29 protein-coding genes are annotated in these 26880 nt (G+C 72.0%); 14 read left to right on the forward strand and 15 right to left on the reverse strand.

Annotated elements, in window-relative coordinates; translation table 11 throughout:
- Window positions 1–53: 53 nt before the first annotated feature.
- Window positions 54–329, reverse strand: coding sequence for a GlsB/YeaQ/YmgE family stress response membrane protein (locus tag ACFU3E_RS13580; protein WP_175431745.1), 276 nt, complete (start codon window positions 327–329; stop codon window positions 54–56).
- Between the two features lie 244 nt (window positions 330–573).
- On the opposite strand from ACFU3E_RS13580, the gene ACFU3E_RS13585 reads away from it, so the two are divergent.
- Window positions 574–969 (forward strand): DUF3099 domain-containing protein, encoded by a 396-nt coding sequence (locus ACFU3E_RS13585; protein WP_384156129.1) that lies wholly within the window; start codon window positions 574–576, stop codon window positions 967–969.
- A 237-nt stretch (window positions 970–1206) separates the two neighbouring features.
- Window positions 1207–1419, forward strand: a complete 213-nt coding sequence (locus ACFU3E_RS13590; protein WP_361309394.1) for a hypothetical protein — start codon at window positions 1207–1209, stop codon at window positions 1417–1419.
- Between the two features lie 3 nt (window positions 1420–1422).
- On the opposite strand, the gene moaA is transcribed toward ACFU3E_RS13590, so the two are convergent.
- The 3 genes from moaA to ACFU3E_RS13605 all read right to left on the reverse strand — a co-directional run bounded on the left by moaA (window position 1423) and on the right by ACFU3E_RS13605 (window position 4562).
- Window positions 1423–2412, reverse strand: a complete 990-nt coding sequence (gene moaA, locus ACFU3E_RS13595; RefSeq protein WP_384156132.1) for a GTP 3',8-cyclase MoaA — start codon at window positions 2410–2412, stop codon at window positions 1423–1425.
- 171 nt (window positions 2413–2583) lie between these two features.
- The gene (locus ACFU3E_RS13600; protein ID WP_384156135.1) at window positions 2584–4209 is read right to left on the reverse strand and encodes a cation acetate symporter; all 1626 of its coding nucleotides are present in this window, start codon (window positions 4207–4209) and stop codon (window positions 2584–2586) included.
- On the reverse strand, window positions 4206–4562 hold the full coding sequence (locus ACFU3E_RS13605) for a DUF485 domain-containing protein (RefSeq protein WP_031104157.1): 357 nt from the start codon (window positions 4560–4562) through the stop codon (window positions 4206–4208). The genes ACFU3E_RS13600 and ACFU3E_RS13605 overlap by 4 nt, the downstream gene beginning before the upstream one ends.
- A 254-nt stretch (window positions 4563–4816) precedes the next feature.
- Here ACFU3E_RS13605 and ACFU3E_RS13610 point away from each other — a divergent pair, with 254 nt between their 5' ends.
- The 8 genes from ACFU3E_RS13610 to ACFU3E_RS13645 all read left to right on the forward strand — a co-directional run bounded on the left by ACFU3E_RS13610 (window position 4817) and on the right by ACFU3E_RS13645 (window position 14429).
- Window positions 4817–6358, forward strand: coding sequence for a S8 family serine peptidase (locus ACFU3E_RS13610; RefSeq protein ID WP_384156138.1), 1542 nt, complete (start codon window positions 4817–4819; stop codon window positions 6356–6358).
- A 64-nt stretch (window positions 6359–6422) separates the two neighbouring features.
- The gene (locus tag ACFU3E_RS13615; protein WP_384156141.1) at window positions 6423–7943 is read left to right on the forward strand and encodes a S8 family serine peptidase; all 1521 of its coding nucleotides are present in this window, start codon (window positions 6423–6425) and stop codon (window positions 7941–7943) included.
- A 135-nt stretch (window positions 7944–8078) separates the two neighbouring features.
- Window positions 8079–9092, forward strand: coding sequence for a CopD family protein (locus ACFU3E_RS13620; protein ID WP_384156145.1), 1014 nt, complete (start codon window positions 8079–8081; stop codon window positions 9090–9092).
- A gap of 195 nt (window positions 9093–9287) precedes the next feature.
- The gene (locus ACFU3E_RS13625; RefSeq protein WP_384156148.1) at window positions 9288–10289 is read left to right on the forward strand and encodes a DEDDh family exonuclease; all 1002 of its coding nucleotides are present in this window, start codon (window positions 9288–9290) and stop codon (window positions 10287–10289) included.
- Window positions 10290–10387: 98 nt separating this feature from the next.
- Window positions 10388–10621 carry a hypothetical protein gene (locus ACFU3E_RS13630; RefSeq protein WP_078615365.1) on the forward strand — a complete coding sequence of 78 codons (234 nt, stop codon included), beginning with the start codon at window positions 10388–10390 and terminating at the stop codon, window positions 10619–10621.
- A 49-nt stretch (window positions 10622–10670) separates the two neighbouring features.
- A complete protein-coding gene (locus ACFU3E_RS13635; protein WP_384156152.1) occupies window positions 10671–11468 on the forward strand; it encodes an SURF1 family protein in 798 nt (265 codons plus the stop codon).
- Window positions 11469–11883: 415 nt separating this feature from the next.
- Entirely contained in the window at window positions 11884–13668 is a 1785-nt protein-coding gene (locus tag ACFU3E_RS13640) for a glycoside hydrolase family 15 protein (RefSeq protein WP_384156155.1), read from the forward strand.
- Between the two features lie 5 nt (window positions 13669–13673).
- Window positions 13674–14429, forward strand: a complete 756-nt coding sequence (locus tag ACFU3E_RS13645; RefSeq protein ID WP_384156158.1) for an SDR family oxidoreductase — start codon at window positions 13674–13676, stop codon at window positions 14427–14429.
- A 31-nt stretch (window positions 14430–14460) separates the two neighbouring features.
- On the opposite strand, the gene amaP is transcribed toward ACFU3E_RS13645, so the two are convergent.
- From amaP to ACFU3E_RS13670, 5 genes are read right to left on the reverse strand one after another with little or no spacing between them, the layout of a single operon-like run.
- Window positions 14461–15048: an alkaline shock response membrane anchor protein AmaP gene (amaP, locus tag ACFU3E_RS13650; RefSeq protein WP_384156162.1), complete on the reverse strand. Its 588-nt coding sequence runs from the start codon at window positions 15046–15048 to the stop codon at window positions 14461–14463.
- Window positions 15045–15740 (reverse strand): DUF6286 domain-containing protein, encoded by a 696-nt coding sequence (locus ACFU3E_RS13655; protein WP_384156166.1) that lies wholly within the window; start codon window positions 15738–15740, stop codon window positions 15045–15047. The genes amaP and ACFU3E_RS13655 overlap by 4 nt, the downstream gene beginning before the upstream one ends.
- Entirely contained in the window at window positions 15737–16120 is a 384-nt protein-coding gene (locus ACFU3E_RS13660; protein ID WP_384156169.1) for a hypothetical protein, read from the reverse strand. Before ACFU3E_RS13660 ends, ACFU3E_RS13655 begins: the two co-directional genes overlap by 4 nt.
- A complete protein-coding gene (locus tag ACFU3E_RS13665; RefSeq protein WP_384156172.1) occupies window positions 16117–16305 on the reverse strand; it encodes a hypothetical protein in 189 nt (62 codons plus the stop codon). Before ACFU3E_RS13665 ends, ACFU3E_RS13660 begins: the two co-directional genes overlap by 4 nt.
- A gap of 49 nt (window positions 16306–16354) precedes the next feature.
- Window positions 16355–16828: an Asp23/Gls24 family envelope stress response protein gene (locus tag ACFU3E_RS13670; RefSeq protein ID WP_384156175.1), complete on the reverse strand. Its 474-nt coding sequence runs from the start codon at window positions 16826–16828 to the stop codon at window positions 16355–16357.
- A gap of 83 nt (window positions 16829–16911) precedes the next feature.
- Here ACFU3E_RS13670 and ACFU3E_RS13675 point away from each other — a divergent pair, with 83 nt between their 5' ends.
- Entirely contained in the window at window positions 16912–17634 is a 723-nt protein-coding gene (locus ACFU3E_RS13675; protein ID WP_384156178.1) for a nucleopolyhedrovirus P10 family protein, read from the forward strand.
- Window positions 17635–17659: 25 nt separating this feature from the next.
- Here the strand turns inward: ACFU3E_RS13675 and ACFU3E_RS13680 are convergent, their stop codons facing one another.
- From ACFU3E_RS13680 to ACFU3E_RS13690, 3 genes are all read right to left on the reverse strand, one after another.
- On the reverse strand, window positions 17660–18463 hold the full coding sequence (locus tag ACFU3E_RS13680; protein WP_384156181.1) for an enoyl-CoA hydratase/isomerase family protein: 804 nt from the start codon (window positions 18461–18463) through the stop codon (window positions 17660–17662).
- A gap of 151 nt (window positions 18464–18614) precedes the next feature.
- On the reverse strand, window positions 18615–18833 hold the full coding sequence (locus ACFU3E_RS13685) for a helix-turn-helix domain-containing protein (protein ID WP_010037790.1): 219 nt from the start codon (window positions 18831–18833) through the stop codon (window positions 18615–18617).
- 335 nt (window positions 18834–19168) lie between these two features.
- Complete coding sequence (locus ACFU3E_RS13690) at window positions 19169–20767, reverse strand: ABC-F family ATP-binding cassette domain-containing protein (protein WP_384156184.1); 1599 nt, start codon at window positions 20765–20767, stop codon at window positions 19169–19171.
- A gap of 253 nt (window positions 20768–21020) precedes the next feature.
- Between ACFU3E_RS13690 and ACFU3E_RS13695 the strand changes: the two genes are divergently transcribed.
- Window positions 21021–21437: a VOC family protein gene (locus ACFU3E_RS13695; protein WP_384156187.1), complete on the forward strand. Its 417-nt coding sequence runs from the start codon at window positions 21021–21023 to the stop codon at window positions 21435–21437.
- Window positions 21438–21462: 25 nt separating this feature from the next.
- Here the strand turns inward: ACFU3E_RS13695 and ACFU3E_RS13700 are convergent, their stop codons facing one another.
- The 3 genes from ACFU3E_RS13700 to ACFU3E_RS13710 all read right to left on the reverse strand — a co-directional run bounded on the left by ACFU3E_RS13700 (window position 21463) and on the right by ACFU3E_RS13710 (window position 25053).
- On the reverse strand, window positions 21463–22863 hold the full coding sequence (locus tag ACFU3E_RS13700; protein ID WP_384156190.1) for a hypothetical protein: 1401 nt from the start codon (window positions 22861–22863) through the stop codon (window positions 21463–21465).
- A 248-nt stretch (window positions 22864–23111) separates the two neighbouring features.
- Window positions 23112–24239 carry an alpha/beta hydrolase family protein gene (locus ACFU3E_RS13705; RefSeq protein ID WP_384156193.1) on the reverse strand — a complete coding sequence of 376 codons (1128 nt, stop codon included), beginning with the start codon at window positions 24237–24239 and terminating at the stop codon, window positions 23112–23114.
- An 82-nt stretch (window positions 24240–24321) separates the two neighbouring features.
- On the reverse strand, window positions 24322–25053 hold the full coding sequence (locus ACFU3E_RS13710) for a class II aldolase/adducin family protein (RefSeq protein ID WP_384156196.1): 732 nt from the start codon (window positions 25051–25053) through the stop codon (window positions 24322–24324).
- 162 nt (window positions 25054–25215) lie between these two features.
- Here ACFU3E_RS13710 and ACFU3E_RS13715 point away from each other — a divergent pair, with 162 nt between their 5' ends.
- Both ACFU3E_RS13715 and ACFU3E_RS13720 read left to right on the forward strand, forming a co-directional pair.
- Window positions 25216–25443, forward strand: coding sequence for a hypothetical protein (locus ACFU3E_RS13715; protein ID WP_384156199.1), 228 nt, complete (start codon window positions 25216–25218; stop codon window positions 25441–25443).
- A gap of 189 nt (window positions 25444–25632) precedes the next feature.
- Window positions 25633–26877, forward strand: coding sequence for an anion permease (locus tag ACFU3E_RS13720; RefSeq protein WP_384156203.1), 1245 nt, complete (start codon window positions 25633–25635; stop codon window positions 26875–26877).
- Window positions 26878–26880: the final 3 nt, after the last annotated feature.

Consider the following 26880-nt stretch of genomic DNA (forward strand, 5'->3'; position numbering starts at 1 on the left):
CCGGAGGCCGCCCCCTTCGCCGTGCACCCCGTTATGCCCTGCGTTTGTCTGTTCTATGCCCTGCGTTTGTCTCCTCTGGCCGCCGTCCAGGCCCGGTCGCCCAGACCGACGAGGATGACCGCCATCACCAGCTGGAAGACGTGCCGCCACCAGTCGATTCCCGATGTGGCGTCGACGCCGGCCGCCCGGGCGATGGCATTGCCGGCGATGGCGCCGATCATGCCCAGGATGACGGTCAGCCACAGGGGAACGTGTTGCTTGCCCGGAATGATCGCCTTGGCGATCAGGCCGAGTACCAGTCCTACGATGATCGCCCACAACCAGCCCATCGCTGCCTCCTCGTGCGGCTCGACGTGAGCACTACGGCCAGTGTCGGCCCAGGCGCCGTACGCCGCATGCCGACGCGGTCCGTACGCGCAACGGCGCAGGCCGCCCGGCCAGTCGCTGCGCCACCCGGTCTCGTAGCCGGGGCCGACGCGGCGTAACGTGGGAGCTGTCCCGGTCGGGTTCCCCGGCCGGCCGCGGGCGGCTACGGGGCGGGGAGAGTCCGATACGGGCGGATGGTGGAATGCGATGCGGAAGCAGCATGGCGGCGGCAACGTCCAGGTTTTCCGGATCACCGGCGCCCGGACGGGACTCCAGGAGGACGTACGCGGGCGGCAGCGCCGGTACGTGATCTCGATGACGGTCCGCACGATCTCGGTGATCCTCGCGGCCACCCTGTGGAACGTCGAACGGCACGTCGCCATCGTGGCGTTGGTGCTCGGGTTGGTGCTGCCGTACGTCGCGGTGGTGATCGCCAACGCCGGGCGCGAGAACGCGCCGTCTCTGCCGTCGACGTTCGTGGCGCCGCCGGTGCGCCCGATGATCGCGCCGTCCGATCCGGAGGACGGTCCGGAGGAATCCGTCGCGGAAGATGCCGTGTCCGAGCCGGTCCCGGGTGCGCACAGTGATGAGCAGGAGAGGTAGGGGCGCCGGGGCGGGATCACGGGAGATCACGGAGGGAAGTCATCTTCCCGCCAAGCTCAAGAAAAGCTCAGATCAATCATGTTGTTCCAGTGCCGGGCTCGGGGTTACCCGTGACATACTTCGTACGCGCTCCGCATCCCCCGTCGGAGCGACGGACCGACGCCGGGCAGCTCCCCCCGTGGCTGCTCGGCGTCGCCTTTTGTGCCGTGCCGATGTGTGCAGTGGTGAGACGAAGCTGTGAGTGACGAGACGCCCATCTGTTCCGCGAAGGGCTGCCGGGCCGAGGCCGTGTGGGTGCTGGCGTGGAACAACCCGAAGATCCATACGCCGGAGCGGCGCAAGACGTGGCTGGCCTGTGAGGAGCATCGCGAGCACCTGTCGCAGTTCCTGGGCGTGCGGGGGTTCCTGAAGGACGTGGTCCTGCTGAAGGAGTGGGAAGAGACCGACTAGGTCTCAGCCCCCGATGGCCGACATCGGCCGGTCCGGCTGCACGAACGTCGGGTCGTCCAGGCCTGCTCCCGCCTTCTTGCCCCACATCGCGAGGCGCCAGATGCGAGCGATCTCCTCGTCCGGGGCGCCCGAGCGCAGGGCGGCACGCAGGTCCGTCTCCTCCTGGGCGAACAGGCAGGTGCGGACCTGGCCGTCGGCCGTGAGGCGGGTGCGGTCGCAGGCCGCGCAGAACGGGCGGGTGACGGAGGCGATGACGCCGACCACATGAGGGCCGCCGTCGACGAGCCAGCGCTCCGCCGGGGCCGAGCCGCGCTTCTCCTCGCCTTCGGCGGTCAGCTCGAAGCGGGTGCGCAGGGAGGTCAGGATGTCGCCGGCCGTGATCATGCCGTCGCGCTTCCAGCCGTGCTGGGCGTCCAGGGGCATCTGCTCGATGAAGCGCAGCTCGTAGTCGTGCTCCACGGCCCAGGCGAGCAGGTCGGGGGCCTCGTCGTCGTTGAGTCCCGGCATCAGGACCGAGTTGACCTTGACGGGGGTCAGTCCCGTGTCACGCGCGGCGTTCAGGCCCTCGATGACGTCCTTGTGGCGGTCGCGGCGGGTGAGGGTCTTGAAGACGTCCGGGCGGAGCGTGTCGAGGGAGACGTTGACCCGGTCCAGGCCCGCCTCCTTCAGGGCTGCCGCCGTGCGCTTGAGGCCGATGCCGTTGGTGGTGAGCGACATCTGAGGGCGGGGGTCCAGGGCCGCGACGCGCTCGACGATGCCGACCAGGCCGGGGCGCAGCAGGGGCTCGCCGCCGGTGAAGCGGACCTCCTCGATCCCGAGGGACGTGACCGCGATGTCGATCAGGCGGACGATCTCGTCGTCCGTGAGCAGGTCGGGCTTGGCCAGCCACTGCAGGCCCTCTTCGGGCATGCAGTACGTACAGCGCAGGTTGCACCGGTCGGTCAGCGAGACCCTCAGGTCGGTGGCCACCCGGCCGTAGGTGTCGATGAGCACGTGGGCCCCCTCCCTCGTCGCGGACCGTGCGTACGGCACTGCTTCTTTGACACCTGCGAGCCTACGTGACCCGACCGGCAACGCCACAGTCCCGATCCCACGACGCGGGACGCGGCCGGGCCGCAGGGACCTGGAGGTTCCTACGACACGGCCGCGTGGCAGGGGTCGTGCTCAGTGGGCGCCGGTGCCGGTCAGGGACCTGACCTCCAGTTCCGCGAACTTCTTGGCGTCCGGCTCCTCCTTGGACAGGACCGTGCCGAGCCAGCCCATGATGAAGCCGAAGGGGATGGAGATGATGCCCGGGTTCTTCAGCGGGAACCAGGCGAAGTCGACCTCGGGGAACATCGCCTTGGGGTCGCCGGAGACGACCGGCGAGAACAGCACCAGGCCGACGGCGACGATCAGACCGCCGTAGATCGACCAGAGCGCGCCCTGGGTGGTGAAGCGCTTCCAGAACAGGCTGTAGAGGATCGTCGGCAGGTTGGCGGAGGCCGCGACCGCGAAGGCGAGGGCGACCAGGCCGGCCACGTTCAGGTCGCGGGCGAGGGCGCCCAGGCCGATGGAGACGACGCCGATGAGCACGGTCGCCCAGCGGGCCGCACGCACTTCCTCCGCCCCGGAGGCCTTCCCCTTGCGGATGACGTTGGCGTAGATGTCGTGCGCGAAGGACGACGACGAGGCGAGGGTGAGTCCGGCGACCACGGCGAGGATCGTCGCGAAGGCCACCGCCGAGATGGTGGCGAGCAGGATCGCGCCCCAGGTCGAGTCGACGCCGCCCAGGTGCAGGGCGAGCAGCGGGGCCGCGGTGTTGCCGGACGGGTTGGACGCGATGATCTCTTCCTGCGAGATGAGCGCCGCGGCGCCGAAGCCGAGCGCGATCGTCATCAGGTAGAAGCCGCCGATGATGCCGATCGCCCAGTTGACGGACTTCCGGGCGGCCTTGGCGTCGGGCACCGTGTAGAAGCGGATCAGGATGTGCGGCAGACCGGCGGTGCCGAGCACCAGGGCGATGCCCAGGGAGAGGAAGTCCAGCTTGGTGGTGCCGGTCGCGCCGAACTGGAGGCCGGGCTCGAGGAAGGCGGCACCCTTGCCGCTGTTCTCGGCGGCCGTGCCGAGCAGGTCGGAGATGTTGAAGTTGAACTTCAGGAGCACCAGGAAGGTGATCAGGATGGTGCCGCCGATGAGCAGCACGGCCTTGACCATCTGGACCCAGGTGGTGCCCTTCATGCCGCCGATGGAGACGTAGACGATCATCAGGAGGCCGACGAGGGCGACGATGAGGATCTTGCCGGCGTCGGAGGTGATGCCGAGCAGCAGCGAGACGAGGACGCCGGCGCCGGCCATCTGGGCGAGCAGGTAGAAGATCGACACGACGATCGTGGAGGTACCGGCGGCGGTGCGGACCGGGCGCTGGCGCATGCGGTACGCGAGGACGTCGCCCATGGTGTAGCGGCCGGAGTTGCGCAGCGGCTCGGCCACCAGGAGTAGGGCGACCAGCCAGGCGACCAGGAAGCCGATGGAGTACAGGAAGCCGTCGTAGCCGAAGAGGGCGATGGCGCCCGCGATGCCGAGGAACGAGGCGGCGGACATGTAGTCGCCGGAGACGGCGAGGCCGTTCTGGAAGGCGCTGAACTGGCGCCCGCCGGCGTAGAAGTCGGCGGCGTCCTTGGTCTGGCGGCCCGCCCAGACGGTGATGCCGAGGGTCGCGAGGACGAACAACGCGAACAGGGTGATGATCAGCGGGCGGTGCTCGCTGGCCTCGTTCGCGGCGAGGAAGGTCTGCTGTACGGGGCTCATGCGCCGCTCTCCATCCGGGTCTTGATGGCCTCGGCCTTGGGGTCGAGCTTCGCGGCGGCGTGCCGCGAGTACCACCAGGCGATGAGGAACGTGGTGACGAACTGGGCGACGCCGAGGACGAAGGCGACGTTGATGTTGCCGAACAGCTTGGTGCCCATGAAGCCGCCCGCGTAGTTCGAGAGCAGGACGTACAGCAGGTACCAGGCGATGAAGCCGACGGTCAGTGGGAAGGCGAAGGAGCGGTAGGAGCGGCGCAGTTCACCGAACTCCGCGCTCTCCTGCACCTCCGCGAACTCCTCGGGTGAGGGGAGCTTGTGTTGCTCTTTCGAGGGGGGCGGTGCATCGGTGGCCACGGAGTCTCCTCGCAATGACGGAAGCGGTTGTGAGCGGGGGCGGAGGCGAGTGTCCTCGCGCTCCTTGTTCAACGTCACGGCGGCACAGGAGAACCGGTTCAAACCCCCGGCCTTCTTTCCGAAGTCGTTTCGACAAAGCGTTGCTGGCCAGCGAGAGCCCGGGATAGCTTCACACTGCACCACCTCGTCATGTACCTGCCCGAGCATCACCTGTGCCTCGGGCCGGTTTCGTTTCCGGAGGATGTGGAGACCCCATGTCTCACTTGCGTTCCAGACGCCGGCTCGCTCTCGCCGTGCCCGTCGTGCTCTCCCTGACGGCCTCGCTGGGCTTCCTGCCGGCCGCCGCGTCGGCGGCCCCGCAGGCGGCGCCGCAGGCGGCGCCGGCCACCCGGACGGCGGATGCGCCGAAGCTGTCGTACGTCGTCAACACCAAGGTGGACCGCCGCACGATCGCGTCGGTGAAGAAGGCGATCGGGAAGGCCGGCGGCTCGGTCGTGGCCACGTACGAGCGGATCGGCGTGATCGTCGTCCACTCCTCGGACGCCGGCTTCGCCACGACCATCCGCAAGACCCGCGGGGTCAGGTCGGCGGGTGCGACGCGTACGGCCCCCCTGACGGCCGCGGGGACGACGGAGGAGGGCGCGGTCGAATACCTGACGGCCGCCCAGGCGAAGCGCACCCAGGCCGCGTCGGCGAAGACGCCCGAGAGCGAGCCTCTCGAGGCGGACCAGTGGGACCTGCGCGCGATCGGCGCCGACAAGGCCGCGCAGATCAACCCGGGCAGCCCCAAGGTGACCGTCGCCGTGATCGACACCGGTGTGGACGACACCCACCCCGACATCGCCCCGAACTTCTCCGCGTCCCAGTCCGCCAACTGCGCAGGTGGCAAGGCCGACACCAGCCAGGGCGCGTGGCGGCCGTACACGCCCGAGGACTACCACGGCACGCATGTCGCCGGTGAGATAGCCGCGGCCCGCAACGGAATCGGCGTGGCGGGCGTCGCTCCCGGTGTGAAGGTGTCCAGCATCAACGTGACCGACCGGGCGAGCGGCCTCTTCTACCCGGAGAGCGTCGTGTGCGCGTTCGTGTTCGCCGCCGACCACGGCGTCGAGATCACGAACAACAGCTACTACGTCGACCCGTGGCTGTACAACTGCATGGACGACCCCGACCAGCGGGCCATCGTCGACGCGGTCAACAGGGCGCAGCGGTACGCCCAGAAGAAGGGCACGCTCAACGTCGCCGCGGCCGGCAACTCCAACCACGACCTGGACGCGGACGCGATCGTCGACGACTCCAGCCCGAACGACACCACGCCCGCCGAGCGCACCATCGACCCGCACGAGTGCTTCGACATACCGACCCAGCTGCCGGGTGTCGTCACGGTGAGCTCCACGGGTGTCGACAACGTGAAGTCGTACTTCTCGACGTACGGCAAGGGCGTCGTCGACGTCGCCGCGCCGGGTGGTGACCGCCGCTACCAGATACCGGACACGCCCTCGAAGGACGGCCGCATCCTGTCCACCATGCCGAACGGCGCGTGGGGCTTCCTGCAGGGCACCTCGATGGCCTCGCCGCACGCCTCCGGTGTCGCCGCGCTGCTGAAGTCCAAGCACCCCTGGGCCTCCCCGGCCCGGCTCCAGGCGATGCTGAAGGCACAGGCCGACCCGACCGCCTGCCCCACGTCCTACGACCAGGACGGCGACGGCACGCAGGACGCGGTCTGCGAGGGCGGCAAGCGCGTCAACGGCTTCTACGGGTACGGCATCGTCAACGCGCTGCGCGCGGTCAGGTGACCGGACTCGCGCCACTGAGACCTTCCGCAAAGTCAGCCCGTACCGTGAACGAACTGGAGACAGAATGACCGCGCCGTACGCGCGCTACCGCCGCGCCGTCGCCATTCCGGCCGGGATGGCCATGGCCACGGCCCTCGCGTTCCTGCCGAACACCGCCGCCACGGCCGCCGAGGACGCCCCCGCGGCGGTCTCGGCCGACGCGACCCCGCTGAGCTACGTCGTCAACGTCAAGCCGGGGCACCGCACTTCGGCGTACGTGAAGAAGGCCGTCGCCAAGGCCGGCGGGACGATCGTGACGTCGTACGACCAGATCGGCGTCATCGTCGTCCACTCCTCGAACCCCGACTTCGCCAAGACCGTCCGCACGGTGCGCGGGGTGCAGTCGGCCGGGGCCACCCGGACCGCGCCGCTGCCGTCGGCGGCGACGGGTGACCTGGGCGCGCCGAAGGTGCTGAGCGCGGCCGAGGTCGCCCGGGCCGAGGCCCCGGCCGGGCAGGACCCGTTGCAGCCCCAGCAGTGGGACCTGCCCGCGATCAAGGCGGACAAGGCGCACCAGAAATCGCTGGGCAGCGACAAGGTCACCGTCGCCGTGATCGACACCGGCGTCGACGACACGCACCCCGACATCGCGCCCAACTTCGACCGCGAAGCGTCGGTCAACTGCGTCTCGGGCAAGCCGGACACGTCGGACGGGGCCTGGCGGCCGAGTGCCGCGGAGAGCCCGCACGGGACCCACGTCGCCGGTGAGATAGCCGCCGCCAAGAACGGCGTCGGCATGACCGGTGTCGCGCCCGGCGTGAAGGTCTCCGGCATCAAGGTGTCCAACCCGGACGGCTTCTTCTACACGGAGGCCGTGGTCTGCGGTTTCGTGTGGGCGGCCGAGCACGGGGTCGACGTGACGAACAACAGCTATTACACGGACCCCTGGTACTTCAACTGCAAGAACGACCCGGACCAGAAGGCGCTCCTGGACGCCGTCACCCGGGCCTCGCGGTACGCGGAGAAGAAGGGCGCGGTCAACGTCGCGGCGGCCGGCAACGAGAACTACGACCTGGCCTCCGACGAGATCACCGACCCGTCGTCCCCGAACGACACCACGCCGGGCGACCGGGTCGTCGACCCCTCGAAGTGCCTCGACATCCCGACCCAGCTGCCGGGTGTCGTCACGGTCGCCTCGACGGGCGCGAAGGGCATCAAGTCGTCCTTCTCCAACTACGGGCTTGGCGTCGCGGACATAGCCGCCCCGGGCGGCGACTCGACCGCCTACCAGAAGCCGGACGCGCCGGCCACGAGCGGTCTCATCCTGGGCACGCTGCCGGGCGGCAAGTGGGGCTACATGGCCGGTACGTCGATGGCGTCCCCGCACGTCGCGGGCGTCGCCGCGCTCATCAAGTCGACGCACCCGTACGCCTCTCCGGCCCTGGTGAAGGCCCTGCTGTACGCGGAGGCCGACGCCACGCCGTGCACGGACCCGTACGACATCGACGCCGACGGCAAGATCGACGCGGTGTGCGAGGGCTCCAAGAACCGCAACGGCTTCTACGGCTGGGGCATCGCGGACGCGCTGGACGCGGTGACCAGGTAGAGCTCGTGTGAAGGCGTAGTCGATCCGGGCCGGGCAGGGACACCTGCCCGGCCCGTTTCGTGTCTGCGGCGGGATTCCTCGTCATCGAGTGCTGCCGACTTGCCCGGTCGTGTGGAGGTTGGTGAAGATCCTGGGGTGACTTTGACAAGACCCACCCCGGGGGCGCCCGATCCGCGCGGGCCCGTGCGGCGCGCCGGTGCGGGCCGGGCGGTCGCCGTCCTGGTGCTGGTGGCACTGGCCGCGCTGATCCCGCTGCTCGGCCCGTCCGCCGCGCTGCGCGGCACCGGGGAGGCCGGAGCTCCCGGCGCCGGCGGCATAGCCCTGCTGCGCACGGTGCTGTTCGCGGCGCTGTGCATACCCGTCGGCGAACTGTTCGTGAACCGGCTGGCGCGTTCGCTGCCCGGCCCGGAGGGCGGACACCCCGCGGCGCCCCGCAGCTGGTCCCTCTACGCGGCCGCCGCCGGTTTCGCCGCCGCCCTGGGGCTCGCCTCGGTCGTGGCCACCGGCAATCTCGTGCCGGACGAGGTGGCCGACGTCGACGTCGGCGGGCTCTACGCGTCCCGGGACGGCAAGCTCGCCCTGCTGGAGGTCAACGCGTTCCTCGCGGCGGGGCTGTGCGCCGCGTCGCGGCGCCCGGCCACGCAGGTGTGGCCACTGGCCGCCGTGGTCGTCGCCGAGGCCCTGCGCGCCCACCCCACGACCGAGCACAGCCCGCTGACCGGCTCCGGGCTGACACTCGTCCATCTGACGTGCGCGGCGCTGTGGGTGGGCGGCCTGCTGCACGCCCTGCGCACCCTCCGGCTGTGGCCCCGCGCGGCGGGCGCGGCCCTGCTGGGTCTCTACGCGCGCGTGGCGGTCGTGCTGCTCGCCGCCATCACCGCGACGGGCGTGTGCAGTTCGCTGCGCCGGATGCCGCCGGAGACGGTCCTGGAGCAGCTGACGGGGACGGCGTACGGACGCGCGCTGCTCGCCAAGGTGCTTCTCGTGGCGGTCGTCGCCGCCCTCGCCGTGTGGGCCCGGCGACGGCTGCGCCGGGCGGCCGACCCGCTGACCGCCTGTGCGCCGGCCCGGGCTGAGGCCGTCGCCCTGGGCTTGACGGTCGCGGCGTCCGGACTGCTGACGGCGCTCCCGGTGCCCATCCGCTGGTGACGCCGGTCGCGTTTCGGACGGCGCGCGAGGAGCGCCCCGAGTGTGCCGCCGACCCGGCAGATCGACCGAGTATCGATCAGACGTACGCCCCGCGAACGGACAGACCGGACAACACGCCTGAGGGAACATCGGAAGCGGTCGGCGGGCGCACCGGGGGGACGGGGGTGTCAGTCGTGGCCCGTATCCTCAGGGACCATGCTGGAAGACCTGACGACCGCAGTGTTCTCTGCCACGCCGTGGCCGGCCGCGTATCCCAAGGGGTACGCGGTCGTTGACGTGGAGACCACGGGCCTGGCCCGGGACGACCGCATCATCTCCGCTGCGGTCTACCGGCTGGACGAGCGCGGCGAGGTCGAGGACCACTGGTACACGACGGTCAACCCCGAGCGGGACCCGGGCCCCGTGTGGATCCACGGGCTGACGAGCGAGGCGCTCGAAGGGGCGCCCCTCTTCCCGGACATCGCCGAGGAGTTCACCGCCCGGCTGGCGGGGCGGGTGCTCGTCGCGCACAACGCCGTCTTCGACTGGCAGATGATCGCCCGGGAGTACGCACGCGCCGAGCGCGAGGCACCGGTGCGGCAGCGGCTGTGCACCATCGCGCTCGCCAAGGAGCTCCGACTGCCGCTGCCCAACCACAAGCTGGAGTCCCTCGCCGCGCACTTCGGCGTCGTCCAGCAGCGGGCGCATCACGCGCTGGACGACGCGCGCGTACTGGCGGAGGCGTTCCGGCCGAGCCTGCGGGCGGCGGCGGCGAACAACGTACGGCTGCCGCTGCACGAGTGCCGGCCGCTGACCGAGTGGACGGACCGCTCCGCCACGCCCCGCATCGGGCAGCAGGCGGGCCCCGGAGGCTACGGCGGCTACCGGCCGGGCGGTTGGCGCCCCTCCCGCAAGCGCCCCGCCTGCCCCTACCCCAACCCCGGGCGGTACGAGGCGGGCGGGCGGCTCAAGCAGGGCATGCGGGTCGCCTTCTCCGGTGACACCTCCATCGAGCGGGACCTGCTGGAGGACCGCGCCACCGAGGCAGGCCTGCACGTGGCCACGAGCCTGTCCCGGCTGACCAGCCTGCTCGTGACGAACGACCCGGACTCGGGCACGTCCAAGGTCGTCAAGGCCCGGCAGTTCGGCACGCCGGTCGTGGACGAGGCGGCCTTCGGGCAGCTCCTCGCGGATGTGGAGCCGGCGCCGGAGGGGTGACCGTGCGCCGGAGGAGCGACCGTACGGACGGGTGATTGCCGGGCGACTCGCCCGGCGCCCGCTCGCCCGCACGGGGAGGACGGCTCACCCTGTGGCGCATGGCGACCTGTGAGGTATGTGGCAATCAGTACGGAATGACCTTCGAGGTGCACGCGCAGGGCGCGGTGCACGTCTTCGACTGCTTCTCCTGCGCGATCCACCGCATGGCCCCCATCTGCGAGCACTGCCGGGTGCAGATCATCGGCCAGGGCGTCGAGGTGGAGGGCCACTGGTACTGCGGCGCCCACTGCGCCCGCGCGGAGGGAAAGGCAGGGATCGTCGACAAGGTGTGACCCCGTACCCGCCCGAATGCACCCCACGACCGAGTTGTACGGTCGTGGGGTGTACCGCTTCCTGATGTCCCGGCAGTGGGTGATCCTCTCGTTGATCGCCCTGCTTCTCATCCCCACGATGATCAGGCTGGGCATCTGGCAGATGCATCGCTACGAGGAGCGCACCGCCCGGAACCAGCTGGTCACCGACGCGCTGGCGGCCGAGCCCGTGCCCGTGGAGAAGCTGACCGCGCCCGGGCACACCGTCACCAGCACCGAGCGGTACCGCACCGTGACGGCGACGGGCCGCTTCGACACGGAGGACGAGGTCGTCGTCCGGCGCCGCACCAACTCCGACGACGAGGTGGGCTACCACGTGCTGACCCCGTTCGTCCTCGACGACGGCAAGGTACTGCTGGTCAACCGGGGCTGGATCCCCTCCGACGGCCCGAGTCAGACCACGTTCCCGAAGGTTCCCGCACCGCCGAGCGGCGAGGTCACCGTCGAGGGGCGGCTGATGCCCGACGAGACGACCGCGGCGAGCGGTATCAAGAACCTCCAGGGTCTGCCGGACCGGCAGATCATGCTGATCAACAGCGAGCAGCAGGCCCGGCGCCTGAGCGCCCGGGTGCTCGGCGGCTACATCGCCCAGACGGCTCCCGAGCCCAAGGGCGACACCCCCGAGCTGCTGGGCGACCCCGGCAAGGAGGACGCCGCGCTGAACTACGCGTACGCCATCCAGTGGTGGCTGTTCTCCGCGGCCGTGCCGGTCGGCTGGGTGGTCCTGGCTCGCCGCGAGGCCCGGGAGCGGGCCCAGGCGGCGGCCGAGGAATCCGACCCGGCGGAGACCGAGCCGGCAGCGGTGTAGAACCCGGCGGCGGGTCGGCCCCGGAACGCCGGGATCCGACCGGCCGCCGCACACCGGATCCACCCGCCGGGACCGCCCCCTCCCCGCCCCGACCGAGCCGAAGACGTCACGATCCACCAAGTCGCCACCGATCCGGCGGCGACGCGAGCCGGCCGACCGCGTGCGGAGCCGGACGGGTCCGCCGGTACCCGGCCCGGCCTCGTCGAGATCCGGTCGGCCGCGGCCGAGCCGGCAAGATCCGGCCCACCGCCGCCGAACGGCTCAGGGCCGGCCGGGCAGGGCCGGAGGCGTCGGGATCCAGCCTGCCGCTGCTGTTCCGGCCCTCCTCAGCACCCCGCCCCCTGTCGGCAAGGACACATCACTCCCCCGGCCCCGGCCCTGATTGCCACGTCGAGTTGCCGGGAACCCGCACTCCGTGCACCCCAGCATCGAGGACTACGCGCTCATCGGCGACGAGCAGACCGCGGCCCTGGTCGGTACGGACGGATCCGTCGACTGGCTGTGCCTGCCCCGCTTCGACTCGGCCGCCTGCTTCGCCAGACTGCTCGGCGACGAGGACAACGGCTACTGGCGCATCGCCCCCGTGGGGGCGGACCGCTGCACCCGGCGCGCCTACCGCCGCGACACCCTCGTCCTGGACACCGAGTGGGAGACCGGGCAAGGGGCGGTCCGGGTCACCGACCTGATGCCCCAACGCGACCGCGCCCCCGACCTCGTACGCATCGTCGAGGGCCTCGACGGCGAGGTGACGCTCCACAGCGTCCTGAAGCTGCGCTTCGACTACGGCTCGGTCGTCCCCTGGGTGCGCCGTGCCGACGGCCACCGCGTCGCCGTCGCCGGGCCGGACTCGACCTGGCTGCGCAGCGAGCCGGAGGTGACCAGCTGGGGCGAGGACTTCGGCACGCACGCGGAGTTCACCGTCAGGAAGGGGGAAAAGGTCGCGTTCGTCCTGACCTGGCACCCCTCCCACGAGCCGCGCCCGCCGCTCGTCGACCCGTACGACGCACTGCGCCACAGCGTGGAGGACTGGCGTGCCTGGACATCGCACTGCCGCTACGACGGCCCGCACCGGGACGCAGTCGTCCGCTCCCTGATCACCCTCAAGGCGCTCACCTACGCCCCGACGGGCGGCATCGTCGCCGCCCCCACCACCTCGCTGCCCGAGGAGCTGGGCGGGGTGCGCAACTGGGACTACCGCTACTGCTGGCTGCGCGACTCCACCCTCACCCTGAACGCGCTGCTCGCGGCGGGCTACCAGGAGGAGGCGGAGGCCTGGCGCAACTGGCTGCTGCGCGCGGTCGCGGGCGACCCCGCGGACCTGCAGATCATGTACGGCGTGGCGGGCGAGCGGCGGCTGCCCGAGTACGAGCTGCCCTGGCTCTCCGGCTTCGCCGGGTCCGCGCCCGTGCGCATCGGCAACGACGCCGTGAAGCAGCTCCAGCTGGACGTCTACGGCGAGGTCATGGACTCCCTGTCACTGGCCCGCGAGTCGGGCCTGTCCGCCCAGCCGGACGTGTGGGCGCTGCAGACGGCCCTGCTGGACTTCCTGCGGACCCACTGGCAGCAGCCGGACGAGGGGCTGTGGGAGGTGCGCGGCCCGCGTCGTCAGTTCGTGCACTCGAAGGTGATGGTGTGGGTGGCCGCGGACCGTGCCGTACGCACCCTGGAGCGCCATCCGGAGCTGCACGGCGACCTGGACGGCTGGCGCGCGCTGCGCGACGAGGTGCATCAGGAGGTGTGCGCCAAGGGCTACGACCCGGACCGCAACACCTTCACGCAGTCCTACGGCTCGCGCGAGCTGGACGCGGCGCTGCTGCTCATCCCGCGCGTCGGCTTCCTGCCGCCGGACGATCCGCGGGTGACCGGCACGATCGACGCGGTCCGCAAGGAGCTGGCGCACGACGGCTTCCTGCGCCGCTACAGCACGGACGACACCGACGTCGACGGGCTGCCCGGCGGCGAGGGCGCGTTCCTGGTCTGCTCGTTCTGGCTCGCGGACGCCCTGCACATGACGGGCCGCACCAAGGAGGCCCGCGAGATGTTCGAGCGTCTGGCGGGGCTCGCCAACGACGTCGGTCTGCTGTCCGAGGAGTTCGATCCGGTGACCTGCCGGCATCTCGGCAACTTCCCGCAGGCGTTCAGCCACATCGGGCTGGTCAACACCGCCCTCGCCCTGTTCGGTGAGGACGGGGCAGGATAGGGACCATGGATCTTGGACTGAAGGACCGGGTGTACGTCGTCACCGGGGCCACCCGCGGCCTCGGCAACGCCACCGCGCGTGAGCTCGTCGCGGACGGGGCGAAGGTGGTCGTGTCGGGCCGGGACGAGAAGAGTGTCGCCGAGGCGGCGGCCGAGCTGGGACCGAACGCGGTCGGCGTGGCCGTCGACAACGCTCACCCGGAGGCGGCGGCCCGGCTGATCGGGGCCGCACGGGAGCACTTCGGCCGTTTCAACGGTGTCCTGGTCAGCGTGGGCGGGCCGCCGGCCGGTTTCGTCGCGGACAACACCGACGAGCAGTGGCAGACGGCGTTCGAGTCGGTGTTCCTCGGTGCGGTCCGGCTGGCTCGCGCCGCGGCCGCCGAGATGGAGGCCGGGGGTGTCATCGGGTTCGTGCTGTCCGGATCGGTGTACGAGCCGATTCCGGGGCTGACCATCTCGAACGGGCTGCGGCCGGGGCTGGCCGGGTTCGCCAAGTCGCTCTCCGACGAGCTGGGACCGCGGGGGATCCGGGTGGTCGGTGTCCTGCCCGGGCGGATCGACACCGACCGGGTACGGCAGCTGGACGCGTTGTCGGCTGATCCCGAGGCGACCCGGGCGGCGTCGGAGTCGCGGATCCCGCTGCGGCGGTACGGGGCCCCGGAGGAGTTCGGCCGGGTGGCGGCGTTCCTGATGTCGCCGGCGGCTTCCTATCTGACCGGCGTCATGGTGCCGGTCGACGGTGGAGCGCGGCACGGGTTCTGACGAGCCGCACCCGGCTCACCCGTACCCCGTCTCAACTCACCCGTTCCGAACCGTGCTTGACACCCTTCAGCCTCACCTCCGCCGGAAGTGAGGCAAGGCCCGCCGACGTCCTGGCACGGGTGAGGGCGCCGGTCGTGAAGTCGTTCAGGACCGTCCCCGGGTCCACGTGGGGCTCCAGTGCGAGGCGTACGTGGGCCTCGGGGGTGCTGCGCCCGCCCTTCAGATGTGCTTGGGCTCCGTCCACGCCGTCGATGTGGTCCGCCTCCTGGGTGAGGACGTCCTGCAGGGCCCGGCCACGCAGGAGCGCGCCCTCGCCGTCGCCGGTGTCGACGAGGACCTCGGCGAGGCGGCGCCGGCGCAGGACGGCGACGAGCCACCACAGGGCGAGCAGCAGCAGGACCGCGAGGGCGGCGATGACGACCGGCCACCACCAGCCGTCGTCGCGCCAGCGGGTGCGCTCGGCGTTGCTCAGCAGCACGTCGTGCTCGCTGTCGTGGATCCACCACGAGGGCGCCGAGACGCCGAGGCCGACGGCCAGGACGGAGCCGCCCAGCGCCAGCAGGATCAGGCCCACCAGGCCGAGGAACACGCGGTTGACGGTCCTGAGCACCGCTCTCACCCCTTCCGGCCGGGCCGCCGGACCCGCACCGACAGCGAGGGCGGCCGGGACAGCCCCAGTCCGCGGACCGCGTCGGCGAGCACGGCGTCCAGATCGGTTCGTACGTCGTCCAGTTCCCGGAAGTGCGCCAGCGCGCGGACGTCCGCCCGCCTCCGGCGCACCCGGACCCGTGCCGACTGCACGCCGGCCACCTCCATGGCCCGGTCCCGCAGCGCGATGGCGGCGGCGTCCCGGTGCAGTCCGGCGCGCACGCCGGTGTGCGTGCGCCGCATCGGGAGCACGTCCCGCAGGCCTGGCGTGACGGCCAGGATCAGCAGCCAGAGACCCAGGAGGGCGGCGACCCCGGCGCCGACGAGAACCCAGGTGTCGTCGAGGGGCCGCTCGGCGAGCTGCCGGGCCAGTTCCCGGCGCCAGGCCATGCCGGGACGGCCGGCGCGCACGGAGACGATGTCGTAGAGGAACAGCCCGGCCAGTCCCAGGAGCAGCAGGGCGACGATGCCCGCGGGGACGCGGCGCGCCGACCAGAAGCGGCCCTCGCGGCCCTCCTCGCCCTTGAGTTCGGGCGGTGGCCCGGAGGCGGCCGCCGACTCGGACCGGTCGGGTCCGTCGCCGTTCTCCGTCTCCTGGCTGCCGAGGACGGGCAGGCGCTGTGTGCTGCCCTCGGGGGGCTGGGTGTCCCGGGGTTCGCTCATCGCGTCCTCCCCTGTACCGCGCCGGGCGCCGCGTTCAGGTGCAGCCGCTCCACCTGGACGACGACCTCCGGCACCTGCATGCCCGCCAAGGTGCTCACCCGCTCGACGACTTGTTGACGCACCGTGCGGCAGCGGGCGCCGATGTCGCAGGGGTAGCCGAGTTCGAGGTGGACCCGGACGTGGGCGACCTCGTGGTGGACGACGACGGACGCGGAGGGCCGGTCGGCGTCGGGCGGCAGCGTGCCGACGGCCTCGCGGGCCGCCTGCGAGGCGATCTTCGCGACGACCCGGTCGGCGATCCGGGTCGCGCCCCGCTCGCCGGGCGGGACGACGGTCAGAGGTCTGTCGAGCTCACCGGCCCCCGTACTCACGGGCGTCACCGCCGCCGTTCACGTTCACGAGGACGGAAGAAGTCGCCGAACTCCAGGTCCCCCTCCAGGAACCGGCCGACGACGAAGCCGACGGCGCCCAGTGCCGCCACCAGCAGGAAGGCACCGAATCCGCCGAAATATCCGGCGAAGGCCAGCGCCATGCCGGCGATCATGCCGACCACGGCCATGCTCATGCGCTCCTCAGCTCCTCAGCCGCTGTGTCGTTGTCCGATGGCCCGTGCCTCACTGGATCCGGCGCTCCGGTTCCTCTTCCTCCTCGTCCGGCAGCTTCACGTCGCTGACCGCGATGTTGACCTCGACGACCTCCAGGCCGGTCATCCGCTCCACGGCGGTGATGACGTTCTCCCGTACGTCGCGGGCCACATCGGCGATCGACACGCCGTACTCGACCACGATCTCCAGGTCGAGGGCCGCCTGCACCTCGCCGACCTCGGCCTTCACGCCGCGCGACACCGACTTCTGGCCGCCGGGCACGCGGTCGCGCACTGCTCCGAACGTGCGGGACAGGCCGCTGCCCATGGCGTGCACACCGTCCACGTCGCGTGCGGCGAGGCCGGAGATCTTCTCCACGACACCGTCCGCGATGGTCGTGCGCCCGCGGGATCCGGCGTCTCCCCCGTTGTGCTTGGTCAACGGGCTCCTGCGGACCGCCGCGGTCTCGGTCTCCCCGCCCCGGTTCTCGGTCATGTCACTCATCGCCGTACGTCCTTTTCGTCGTCCTTGGACCACCGTAAGCACGGTTGCGTGGAAGCGCGCCCCTGATGCGGCAGGCTGGAGGAATGACGGCCGACCGATGGACGCAGGCAGTGAGACATCAGCTGGGAATCGGCAGGCTTCTGCCGTTGGGTGACGCGCAGGACGGCGCGTGGATCACGGAGCGGGCAGCCGAGGCGGTGTTGCGGGGCGCGGCGCGGGACGCGCCGGGTGTGCGACTCGACGCGCTCCGTGTCGCGGTCGCCGATACGGCGGACACCGCGGAGCCGGCCGTACCGGCTCCGCCGAGTGCCCTGCCGCCCGGGCCGCTGCGGGTGACGGCGGAGTTCGCCGCGACGGCCTCGCAGCCCCTGCCGACGACGGCGTCCCTGCTGCGGGCGACGCTGGCGACCGCCGCGACCCAACGGCTCGGCCTGACGGTGACGGAGGTGGACCTGCGGGTGACGGGGCTGCTGGACGAGGAGGGGCCCGGGGAAGCCGGGGTCGCCGCGCGCCTTCCCGAGCCACCGGGTGCCGCGTCGGCCGGGGGTGGCGACGAGGGCCGTGTGGCCGCCGCCGCGCTCGGGGTCCCGGGCGTACTCCATCTGACCGGCACGCTGGGCCACCCCGTGCACATCGAGGAACTCTCCCGCGAGGGCGCCGCGCTGCCGCACCGCCATGTCCGGCTGGAGCTGGCGGTGGGCGCGGACCAGCGGGCCCGGGACGTGGCCCGCGAGGTCCGCAAGGCGGTCAGGCGCGTGCTGCCGGATCACCCGACGGTGGCGGTCGTGGTGAGCGCGATCGGCTGATCGCGCCCAGGAGGCCCGGCGGTCCTCAGTCCCCGACGCCCGCGAGGTCCCGCAGCCGGCGGGCCTGGGACTGGCGCTCCGCCGTGCGCTGTTCCTCGTACGTGCGGTCCTGGGCACCGCGCAGCAGGGCCTTGGTCTCGATGACCGCGTCGCGGGGCGCGGCGAGGACGGCCGAGGCGAGGTCGCGCACGGTGTCGTCGAGCTGGTCGGCGGGCACGGCGACGTTGGCCAGGCCGGTGGTCACGGCCTCCTCGGCCGTGACGAAGCGCCCGGTCACGCAGATCTCCAGCGCGCGGGCGTATCCGACGAGTCCCACCAGTGGGTGGGTGCCCGTCAGGTCGGGCACGAGTCCGAGGCTGGTCTCGCGCATGGCGAACTGCACGTCGTCGGCGACGACGCGCAGGTCGCAGGCGAGGGCGAGCTGGAAGCCCGCCCCGACGGCATGCCCCTGGACGGCGGCGACGGAGACGATGTCGCTGCGCCGCCACCAGGTGAACGCCTCCTGGTATTCGGCGATGGTCGCGTCCAACTCGGCGTCGGCGCCGCGCGCGAGGTCGACGAACGACGGTTCGCCGTCGAAGCCCTCGGGCGTGAACGCCTGCCGGTCGAGTCCGGCCGAGAAGGACTTGCCCTCGGCCCGCAGCACCACGACACGGACGGAGCCCGGCAGCTGCCGTCCGGCCTCGGTCAGCGCCCGCCACAGAGCGGGGCTCTGCGCGTTGCGCTTGGCCGGGTTGCTCAGCGTCACCGTGGCGATCGTGTCGTCGACGGTGAGCCGTACGCCGTCCTTGTCGAGTACGGGAACGAGGTCCTTGTCGGGCGAAGCCATGGGACGCCTCCGATGCGTGCGGTCGTCGTGCGTGCCCGTGCGACGGCTTCACCGCCGCAGCAGGCCACGCCTAAGTGACTGCACAGTAACCACCCGGCCGATCAACCGGCCGACCGGGTGGCCACCATCGGAGCCGAGGGGCCACCCGGGGTCAGGCCGTGGCCTTTTTGCCCCGGGTCGCCCCGCCGCGCCCTCGCAGCGTGACGCCCGACTCACTGAGCATGCGGTGCACAAAGCCATACGAGCGGCCGGTCTCCTCGGCCAACGCCCGGATGCTCGCACCGGCGTCGTACTTCTTCTTCAGGTCTGCCGCGAGCTTGTCGCGCGCGGCGCCGGTCACCCGGCTGCCCTTCTTCAGAGTCTCGGCCACCCGTGCCTCCTCATGGGAAGTGCGCTCTGGTCTCCTCATGATCACCCCTCCGGGCCTTCATGGCCACCCATTCGGCAAGGTCCGTGAGACAAGGTTGTGACGACGGGAGTGCATCCCCACATGCGGAATGCTCAATTCCGAAGAGTGGTGTCCGTACGACCGAACGGACAGTTCCGGAAAACGCCAGGTCAGAAAGGCGGCGCGGCCGAGCCCGGAAGAATCGGGGGCTCCGCCGCGAAATCGGTGTAGGACACACCTCGGTACGAGGAGATCTCACACAGATGATGGATCACCGCTAGGCCGAATGATCCATACGCCGTTGATCACGCATTCGATCAAGCGAGGGCGACGAGATCCGCGTAGTCGGCGCCCCACAGGTCCTCGACACCGTCGGGCAGCAGGATGATCCGCTCCGGCTGCAGCGCCTCGACCGCGCCCTCGTCGTGCGTGACGAGGACGACCGCGCCCTTGTAGGTGCGCAGCGCGCCGAGGATCTCCTCGCGGCTGGCGGGGTCGAGGTTGTTGGTCGGCTCGTCGAGGAGCAGCACGTTCGCCGAGGACACCACGAGGGTGGCCAGGGCCAGGCGGGTCTTCTCCCCTCCGGACAGGACACCGGCCGGCTTGTCGACGTCGTCGCCGGAGAACAGGAACGAGCCGAGTGTCTTGCGGACCTCCACCAGGTCCAGGTCGGGGGCGGCCGAGCGCATGTTCTCCAGGACCGTGCGCTCCGGGTCGAGGGTCTCGTGCTCCTGTGCGTAGTAGCCGAGCTTGAGGCCGTGCCCCTCGATGACCTTGCCGGTGTCGGGCTGCTCCGCCCCGCCGAGCAGGCGGAGCAGGGTCGTCTTGCCGGCGCCGTTGAGGCCGAGGATGACGACGCGCGAGCCCTTGTCGATGGCCAGGTCGACGTCGGTGAAGATCTCCAGCGAGCCGTAGGACTTCGACAGGCCCTCGGCCATGAGCGGGGTCTTGCCGCACGGGGAGGGCTCGGGGAAGCGCAGCTTGGCGACCTTGTCGGACTTCCGCTCGGCCTCCAGGCCGGCCAGCAGCTTGTCCGCCCGGCGGGCCATGTTCTGCGCGGCGACGGTCTTGGTGGCCTTGGCCCGCATCTTGTCGGCCTGTGAATGCAGCGCGGAGGCCTTCTTCTCGGCGTTCTGCCGCTCGCGCTTGCGGCGTTTCTCGTCGGCCTCGCGCTGCTGCTGGTAGAGCTTCCAGCCCATGTTGTAGATGTCGATCTGGGCGCGGTTGGCGTCCAGGTAGAACACCTTGTTGACGACCGTCTCGACCAGGTCGACGTCGTGGGAGATCACGATGAAGCCGCCGCGGTAGGTCTTCAGGTAGTCGCGCAGCCAGACGATCGAGTCGGCGTCGAGGTGGTTCGTGGGCTCGTCGAGCAGCAGGGTGTCCGCGTCGGAGAACAGGATGCGGGCCAGCTCGATACGGCGGCGCTGACCGCCGGAGAGGGTGTGCAGCGGCTGGCCGAGCACCCGGTCGGGCAGGTTGAGCGCGGCGGCGATGGTGGCGGCCTCGGCCTCGGCGGCGTACCCGCCCTTGGTGAGGAACTCCGTCTCCTGGCGCTCGTACTGCTTGAGCGCCTTCTCGCGGGTGGAGCCCTGGCCGTTGGCGATGCGCTGTTCGTTGTCGCGCATCTTGCGGATCAGCACGTCCAGTCCGCGCGCGGACAGGATGCGGTCGCGGGCGAGGATGTCGAGGTCGCCGGTGCGGGGGTCCTGCGGGAGGTAGCCGACCTCGCCGGAGCGGGTGATGGTGCCGCCGGCGGGCATGCCCTCGCCGGCCAGGCATTTGGTGAGGGTGGTCTTTCCCGCGCCGTTGCGGCCGACCAGGCCGATGCGGTCACCCTTGGCGATGCGGAACGAGGCGTTTTCGATGAGGACGCGGGCACCGGCGCGCAGCTCGATACCGGAGGCGGAGATCACGGACAGACTCCAGGGCGGATACGGGGGGCGGGATGGGCGGCTGAGGACGTTCCCGCCGTCTAATGCGCGAGGAGAATGGCCATGGGGACAGTCTAACGGGGCCGTGCAACCACTTTTTCTGTGTGCGGGTGTTCGATCACCGGCGGCCGGACGAAGGGCCGTTGTCCGTGGCCGGTGAAAGACTGAGCAGCGGGCCGGACTCCGGCTTTCCCGGCGGGGGGGACACGCAGCGAGACACGAGGAAGTGATCGCCATGGCAGGCACGTCCGGCGGGCGTCCGAGCATCTATCCGACGCTGCTGTACGCGGACGCGAAGGCGGCGATCCGGCAGCTCACGGAGGCCTTCGGCTTCACGGAGCTGTCGGTGTACGAGGGCGAGGACGGCTCGGTGATGCACGCCGAGCTGGCGCAGGGCAACGGCGCGGTGATGGTCGGCACCAAGGGCCGGGGCGGCCTGTTCGACACGGCCATGAAGGACGCGGGCACCACGGGGGTGTACGTGGTGGTGGACGACGTGGACGGGCACCACCGCCGCGCCGTGGCCCACGGCGTGGAGGTGCTGATGCCCCCGACGGACCAGGACTACGGGTCGCGGGACTACATGGCCCGGGACCTCGAGGGCAATGTGTGGAGCTTCGGGACGTACGCGCCGGAGGTGACGACGGGCTGACGGCCCGCGGGGCGGGCCGCAGGGGTCAGCTGCCGCCGGTGTGCACCTGGAAGGCGGCCCGGCGCACCGCCTTGGCCAGGGCCGGGTCGGGGTGTGCGGCGGCGAGGGCGACCAGGACCTGCACGGTGCGCGGGTGCCCCACGGCGCGTACCTCGTCCAGGAGCATCGGGACGGTCGGCTGCACCGCGGACTCCAGGTGGCGCACCAGCAGCGGCGCCTCACCGTGGTCGGCGACGGCGGCGGCGGTGTCCACCCACAGCCAGGTCGCCTCCTCGCGGGTGAGGACCTCGTGGGCGTCCTCGGGGTCGGCGCCGTCGTGCTCGGCCAGCCACAGCAGCGCGTACGGCCTGAGCGTGGGCTCGTCCAGCACGCCGCGGACGTCCGGCTCGGCGGGGGCGCCGACCACGCGCAGCGCCTCGAAGGCGAGGCCGCGCAGCAGGGCGTCCTCGCCGCGGGCGGCGCCGAGGAGTTCGGCGACGGCGCTGCCGACGGGGCGCGCGGCGAGCCAGGCGCGGTACTCGGCTCGGGCCGCGTTCGGGCGCAGCTGGGCGCAGCCGCGGAGCATGCCGTCGGCGGCCTGCTCGATGTTCCCGGCGGGGCTCTGCGCGGCGACGCAGATCTGCTCCAGCTTGACCCAGACGGCCCAGCTGCCGAGCGGGGTGAGCGTGGCCTGGCCGTCACCGTAGGTGAGGGCGCCGACGGAGGCGAGGGCGCGCAGGGCCCAGTCGAGCAGGGGGGCGAGCGGGGCGTCGGTGGGCTCCGGTTCGGCCGGCGGCTCGGGCTGGGGGCCGTAGGGGATCTCGCAGCGGGCGGTGCGCAGCTCGATGACGCGCTGCTCCAGGAGGTCGAGGAGCTGCTCCACGGGGACGGGCCCGGCGGACAGCTGGAGGAAGGACAGCGCCTGCGGCATGGCGGAGACGACCTCGGCGACGGCTGCGGGCTCGTGGTCCGCGGGCTCCGCATGGGCGAGCGACCAGGCGTCGAAGAGCGCGACCCAGCCGCGCAGCACGGCACTGTCGTCGCGGTCCCAGGCGCGCAGCCGCCAGCCGGGGCGGGCGCTGTCGCCGTGCACCTCGACGAGGCCGGCGAGGCGGGCGGTGTCCCAGTCGGCTCTGACCTGAGCCGCGGTCAGACCCAGATCCCGGGCGGCCCGTTCGGCGCTCGCGTCGGAGAGGGTGGCCTTGCCGTCGTCGGTGGCGCTGCCCCGGCCGGGGCCGAGCGCGGCGTCGGCCCAGCGGGCGACGCGGGCCGCGTCGGCGAGACCTGAGCGTGCCATTCTGGCCAGCTCCGCCGGTGCCGGGGTGCCCTCCGGAGGGCGCGGTGCGGGGCGGCGCGAGCGCCGCTGGTTCATCGCTGGGGGGGCGGCGGCCAGGGGTCGCGGGCGGACGAGTCGAAGCCTGGAGTCGCGCGGGATACGGGACGTCACGGGGGCAGTCTTCCGGTTGACGGTCCGAAAACCCAAACGGAATGTCACGGCGGGCGACGGAGATGGCCAACGCACCGGTTCCGGGGAGTGGTCGAGGGCCGGGAACAGGCCAGTGGTACGACGCTAAACGGAATCGTCGCGACCGGTCGGCGGAGAGCGCGACGGGACGCGGTGGCGACGGGGGCGTGAGCGGGGGTGCGCGAGAAGCCGGTACGGGAGGCCGCATCGGCAGATGCGTATGAGCGGGGTCACATAAGGGGCGTCAGGAAGCGCCGGAGCGCCTCCTCGTAGGCCTTCGGGTCGGCGTTCCACATGGCTCCGTGCGGGGCGTGTGCGACGGTGCGGAGGGCGACCGTGCCGGGATGGTCGTCGGCGAGCCGGCGGGAGAGCTGCCAGGGGGCGACGGTGTCGTCCGGTCCGTGGAGGACGAGCGCCGGGACGCGCAGCCCGTCGGACGGGGCCGTGCCCTCGACGCGTCCGCCGGTCAGGCCGGTGCGGCCCTGGGCGGCGCGGACCGCGAGGGGCAGCAGCGCGCCCGGGGTGCGGCGGGCCGAGGCGAGGGCGCGCAGGGTGGTCTCCCAGCTGAGCACCGGGGAGTCCAGGACGAGCCCGGAGACGCGGTCGCGCAGCCCGGAGTGCGCGGCGGCGCGCAGGGCCATGGTGGCGCCGGTGGACCAGCCGTGCAGGACGACCTGCCGGGCTCCGTACCGCACGGCGTAGCGGAGGGCCGCGTCGAGGTCGCGCCACTCGGTCTCGCCGAGGTGGTTCAGGCCGTCGGGCGGGCGGGGCGCGCCCAGGTCGCCGCGGTAGGCGAGGGCGAGCACCGGGAAGTGGTTGCGGTGCAGGAACGGCATGAGGTTCATGGCGAGTTCCCGGGTGGTGCCCAGACCGTGCACGGCGATCACCCAGGTGTCCCGCTTGCCCGGCACGAACCATGCGGGCAGGGAGCCGAGTTCGCCGGGGACGTCGACGTCGGCGTGGTCGAGTCCGAGGGCGGCGCCCGGGTTGCCGACGTACACGTTCGGTGTGAGCCAGACCTTGTCGCCGGACTCCAGCGTGCCGTGCGTGACGCTCTCCAGGCGGCGCACGACGGTGTCCGCGGGGTGCGGGGCTCCCGTCAGGACGGGGCCGACGACCGCGTGGGAGCCGTCGCCGGACAGGCCGTAGCGGCCGGGGCGCAGGGCGGCGAGGTCCCGGGTGAGGCTGATCTGCCCGGCGGCGGTGCCGTGCACGGTGAGCCGGGGCTCGGTGGGCAGGGGCCTGCCGGGGGGCGCCTTGAGCGCGGCGTCGCTGGCGAGCCGGCCGGCGGCCACCGCGGCGGCACCGGCCCCGATCACGGCGGTGACGGCAGCGGCCGTCGCTTTGACAGTGCGCACCGTTCCAGTGTCCTGGCGGATTCCGCGGGCGACCAGTGGGAGGGAGCGGCGGGGTGATGTCCGCGGCGGCCGCGGGACCGGCTCAGCCCCGCTGGCCGTAGCCGCGCAGGTGTTCCTCCACCTCGGTCAGCTGCTCCCGGGACAGCAGGCTCGGGGTCAGGCCGGGCACCGAGGCGGCGGTGAGCCACAGGCGGCACATCCACTCCAGCTGGGCGGTGCGGTCGTAGGCCTGGGCGAGGGTGCCGCCGTGGGTGAGGGTGCCGTGGTTCTGGAGGAGACAACCGGAGCGGTCGGCGAGGGCCCGCAGCACGTGGCCGGCCAACTCGTCGGTGCCGTACGTCGCATACGGGGCGACCCGGACGGGGCCGCCGAGCGCCGCGGCCATGTAGTGGATCAGCGGGAGCTCGCTCACGAGCGTCGAGACGGCCGTCGCGTGGACGGCGTGGGTGTGGACGACGGCCCGGGCGCCGGTCGCGCGGTAGACCGCCAGGTGCATGGGCAGTTCGCTGGTCGGGACGAGCGTGCCGAGGACCTGCCGGCCGTCGAGGCCGACGCCGGTCACGTCGTCCGGCGCCAGCCGGTCGTAGGGGACGCCCGACGGCGTGACCAGGACGGTCTCCCCGACGCGCACCGAGACGTTGCCGGACGTGCCGACGACGAGTCCGTCCGAGACCGTTCGGCGGGCCGTCGCGACGAGGTCCTCCCAGGCGCGCGCCTCCTCGGGGCGCGCACTCCTGCCGAGCGGCTCCCCCGCACCTCGCTCGCCCTCCCGTATGTCTCCCGTGCCCCGCTCGTCGCCTCGCTGCTCAGCCATGCCGCGATCCTGCCAGGGCGGGGCCCGACGCGCTGCCGGGCGGGGGCACTTCAGGCCGGAAGCCGACCGGCCCGTGACCGCACACCGACCCGCCGCCGCGGCCGCCCGCCGGCGGCGTCCGCGGCGGCGAGCCGCCCGAAGGGGCACGCGTCTCGCCCCCCGGTGGGAGTCCAACGGCGGAGCACGCGGGCGAAGGGCGTCCGCTTCGTCTACGTCAAGGAGACCGGGTCCACCACCTACCGCGTCCCCGCCTTCGGCAGGCGGGACAACGGCTCACGCGCGGCGGGCCTGGTACGGACCGACGGCTGGACGCTGCCGCCCGCGCTCGGCATCGAGTACGACCCGTACGGTTGCACGACCACCCGACGGCGGCTGGGCCCTGCCGGGTGACCGGAATCTCTTCAACGGGTCACTCGATCGGCTGAAGTGGTTCGCGCGGGGCGCCTGGCCGCCGGGCGCCCCGCGGCGGAACCACGACCCCCCGTTGCGGTCACCCCTGCGCCCCTCTCAGTTCATCTTCCGTTCACTCAGGTTGCCTACGTTCATCGAGCCAATGACCTCGAACGATTGCCTGGGTAAATGGAAAGCTTCTCGCTGATCCTCGCGATTGTGGTAGTAACCGCTCTCGCGTTCGATTTCACGAACGGTTTCCACGACACCGCGAACGCGATGGCCACGACCATTTCCACGGGCGCCATGAGGCCCAAGATCGCGGTGGCCATGTCCGCGGTCCTCAACCTGGTCGGCGCCTTCCTGTCCGTCGAAGTCGCCAACACGATCTCCAAGGGCCTCGTAGACGAGGCCGGCATCCGTCCCGAGGTCATCTTCGCCGCCCTGGTCGGCGCGATCCTCTGGAACCTGCTGACCTGGCTGGTCGGCCTGCCGTCCAGTTCCTCCCACGCTCTCATGGGCGGTCTCATCGGTGCCACGATCGCCTCGGCGGGCGTCGGCGCGGTGCACGGTGACGTGCTGGTCACCAAGGTGCTGATCCCGGCGATCGCCGCCCCGCTGGTCGCCGGCATCGCGGCGCTGCTCGCCACGCGGCTGACGTACTCCCTCGGCAGGAAGGCCGACGGCGAGGCGTCCAAGAAGGGCTACCGGGCCGGCCAGATCGCCTCCGCGGGCCTGGTCTCCCTGGCGCACGGCACCAACGACGCGCAGAAGACGATGGGTGTCATCACCCTCGCCCTGGTCGCCGGTGGCGCCGTCGCGCCCGACTCCGACCCGCCCATGTGGGTCATCCTCTCCGCCGGCATCGCGATCGCGCTCGGCACCTACCTGGGCGGCTGGCGCATCATCCGCACCATGGGCAAGGGCCTGACCGACCTCCAGCCGCAGCAGGGCTTCGCCGCCCAGACCAGCGCGGCCACGGTCATCCTGGCCTCCTCCCACCTCGGCTTCTCCCTGTCCACCACCCACTCCGTGTCCGGCTCGGTGATGGGCGCGGGGCTCGGCCGCAAGGGCGGTGTCGTCCGCTGGTCGACCGCGACGCGGATGTTCGTCGCGTGGGGTCTGACGCTGCCGGCGGCCGCACTGGTGGCCGCGATCGCCGAGTACATCACCGGCTTCGGCGACTGGGGCACCGCCGTGGTGGCCGTCTTCCTGGTCGCCTCCAGCGCGGCGATCTGGAAGCTGTCCCGGCGTGAGGTCGTCGACCACACCAACGTCAACGACACCGACGAGGCTGAGCCCGCCGGTGTGGTGACCACGGCGATGGCCGCGGTGACGCCGCCGCCGGCCGGCACGGCGACGGAGGAGCCGGTACCGTCGTTCCCGGCCCAGGCCGCCGCCGAGCGGACTCCCTCGACGACCACCACGGTCTGACCC

Source organism: Streptomyces sp. NPDC057424, assembly GCF_042803315.1.
Classification (GTDB): Bacteria; Actinomycetota; Actinomycetes; order Streptomycetales; family Streptomycetaceae; genus Streptomyces.

What these genes read in the sequence shown, in the direction of transcription:
- ACFU3E_RS13720 (WP_384156203.1), top strand. Translation starts at nt 25,633, where the DNA reads ATGGAAAGCTTCTCGCTGATCCTCGCGATTGTGGTAGTAACCGCTCTC.
- ACFU3E_RS13625 (WP_384156148.1), top strand. Translation starts at nt 9,288, where the DNA reads ATGCTGGAAGACCTGACGACCGCAGTGTTCTCTGCCACGCCGTGGCCG.
- ACFU3E_RS13645 (WP_384156158.1), top strand. Translation starts at nt 13,674, where the DNA reads ATGGATCTTGGACTGAAGGACCGGGTGTACGTCGTCACCGGGGCCACC.
- ACFU3E_RS13675 (WP_384156178.1), top strand. Translation starts at nt 16,912, where the DNA reads ATGACGGCCGACCGATGGACGCAGGCAGTGAGACATCAGCTGGGAATC.
- ACFU3E_RS13615 (WP_384156141.1), top strand. Translation starts at nt 6,423, where the DNA reads ATGACCGCGCCGTACGCGCGCTACCGCCGCGCCGTCGCCATTCCGGCC.
- ACFU3E_RS13695 (WP_384156187.1), top strand. Translation starts at nt 21,021, where the DNA reads ATGGCAGGCACGTCCGGCGGGCGTCCGAGCATCTATCCGACGCTGCTG.
- ACFU3E_RS13600 (WP_384156135.1), bottom strand. Translation starts at nt 4,209, where the DNA reads ATGAGCCCCGTACAGCAGACCTTCCTCGCCGCGAACGAGGCCAGCGAG.
- ACFU3E_RS13585 (WP_384156129.1), top strand. Translation starts at nt 574, where the DNA reads ATGCGGAAGCAGCATGGCGGCGGCAACGTCCAGGTTTTCCGGATCACC.
- ACFU3E_RS13670 (WP_384156175.1), bottom strand. Translation starts at nt 16,828, where the DNA reads ATGAGTGACATGACCGAGAACCGGGGCGGGGAGACCGAGACCGCGGCG.
- ACFU3E_RS13655 (WP_384156166.1), bottom strand. Translation starts at nt 15,740, where the DNA reads ATGAGCGAACCCCGGGACACCCAGCCCCCCGAGGGCAGCACACAGCGC.
- ACFU3E_RS13610 (WP_384156138.1), top strand. Translation starts at nt 4,817, where the DNA reads ATGTCTCACTTGCGTTCCAGACGCCGGCTCGCTCTCGCCGTGCCCGTC.
- ACFU3E_RS13680 (WP_384156181.1), bottom strand. Translation starts at nt 18,463, where the DNA reads ATGGCTTCGCCCGACAAGGACCTCGTTCCCGTACTCGACAAGGACGGC.
- ACFU3E_RS13580 (WP_175431745.1), bottom strand. Translation starts at nt 329, where the DNA reads ATGGGCTGGTTGTGGGCGATCATCGTAGGACTGGTACTCGGCCTGATC.
- ACFU3E_RS13630 (WP_078615365.1), top strand. Translation starts at nt 10,388, where the DNA reads ATGGCGACCTGTGAGGTATGTGGCAATCAGTACGGAATGACCTTCGAG.
- ACFU3E_RS13665 (WP_384156172.1), bottom strand. Translation starts at nt 16,305, where the DNA reads ATGAGCATGGCCGTGGTCGGCATGATCGCCGGCATGGCGCTGGCCTTC.
- ACFU3E_RS13710 (WP_384156196.1), bottom strand. Translation starts at nt 25,053, where the DNA reads ATGGCTGAGCAGCGAGGCGACGAGCGGGGCACGGGAGACATACGGGAG.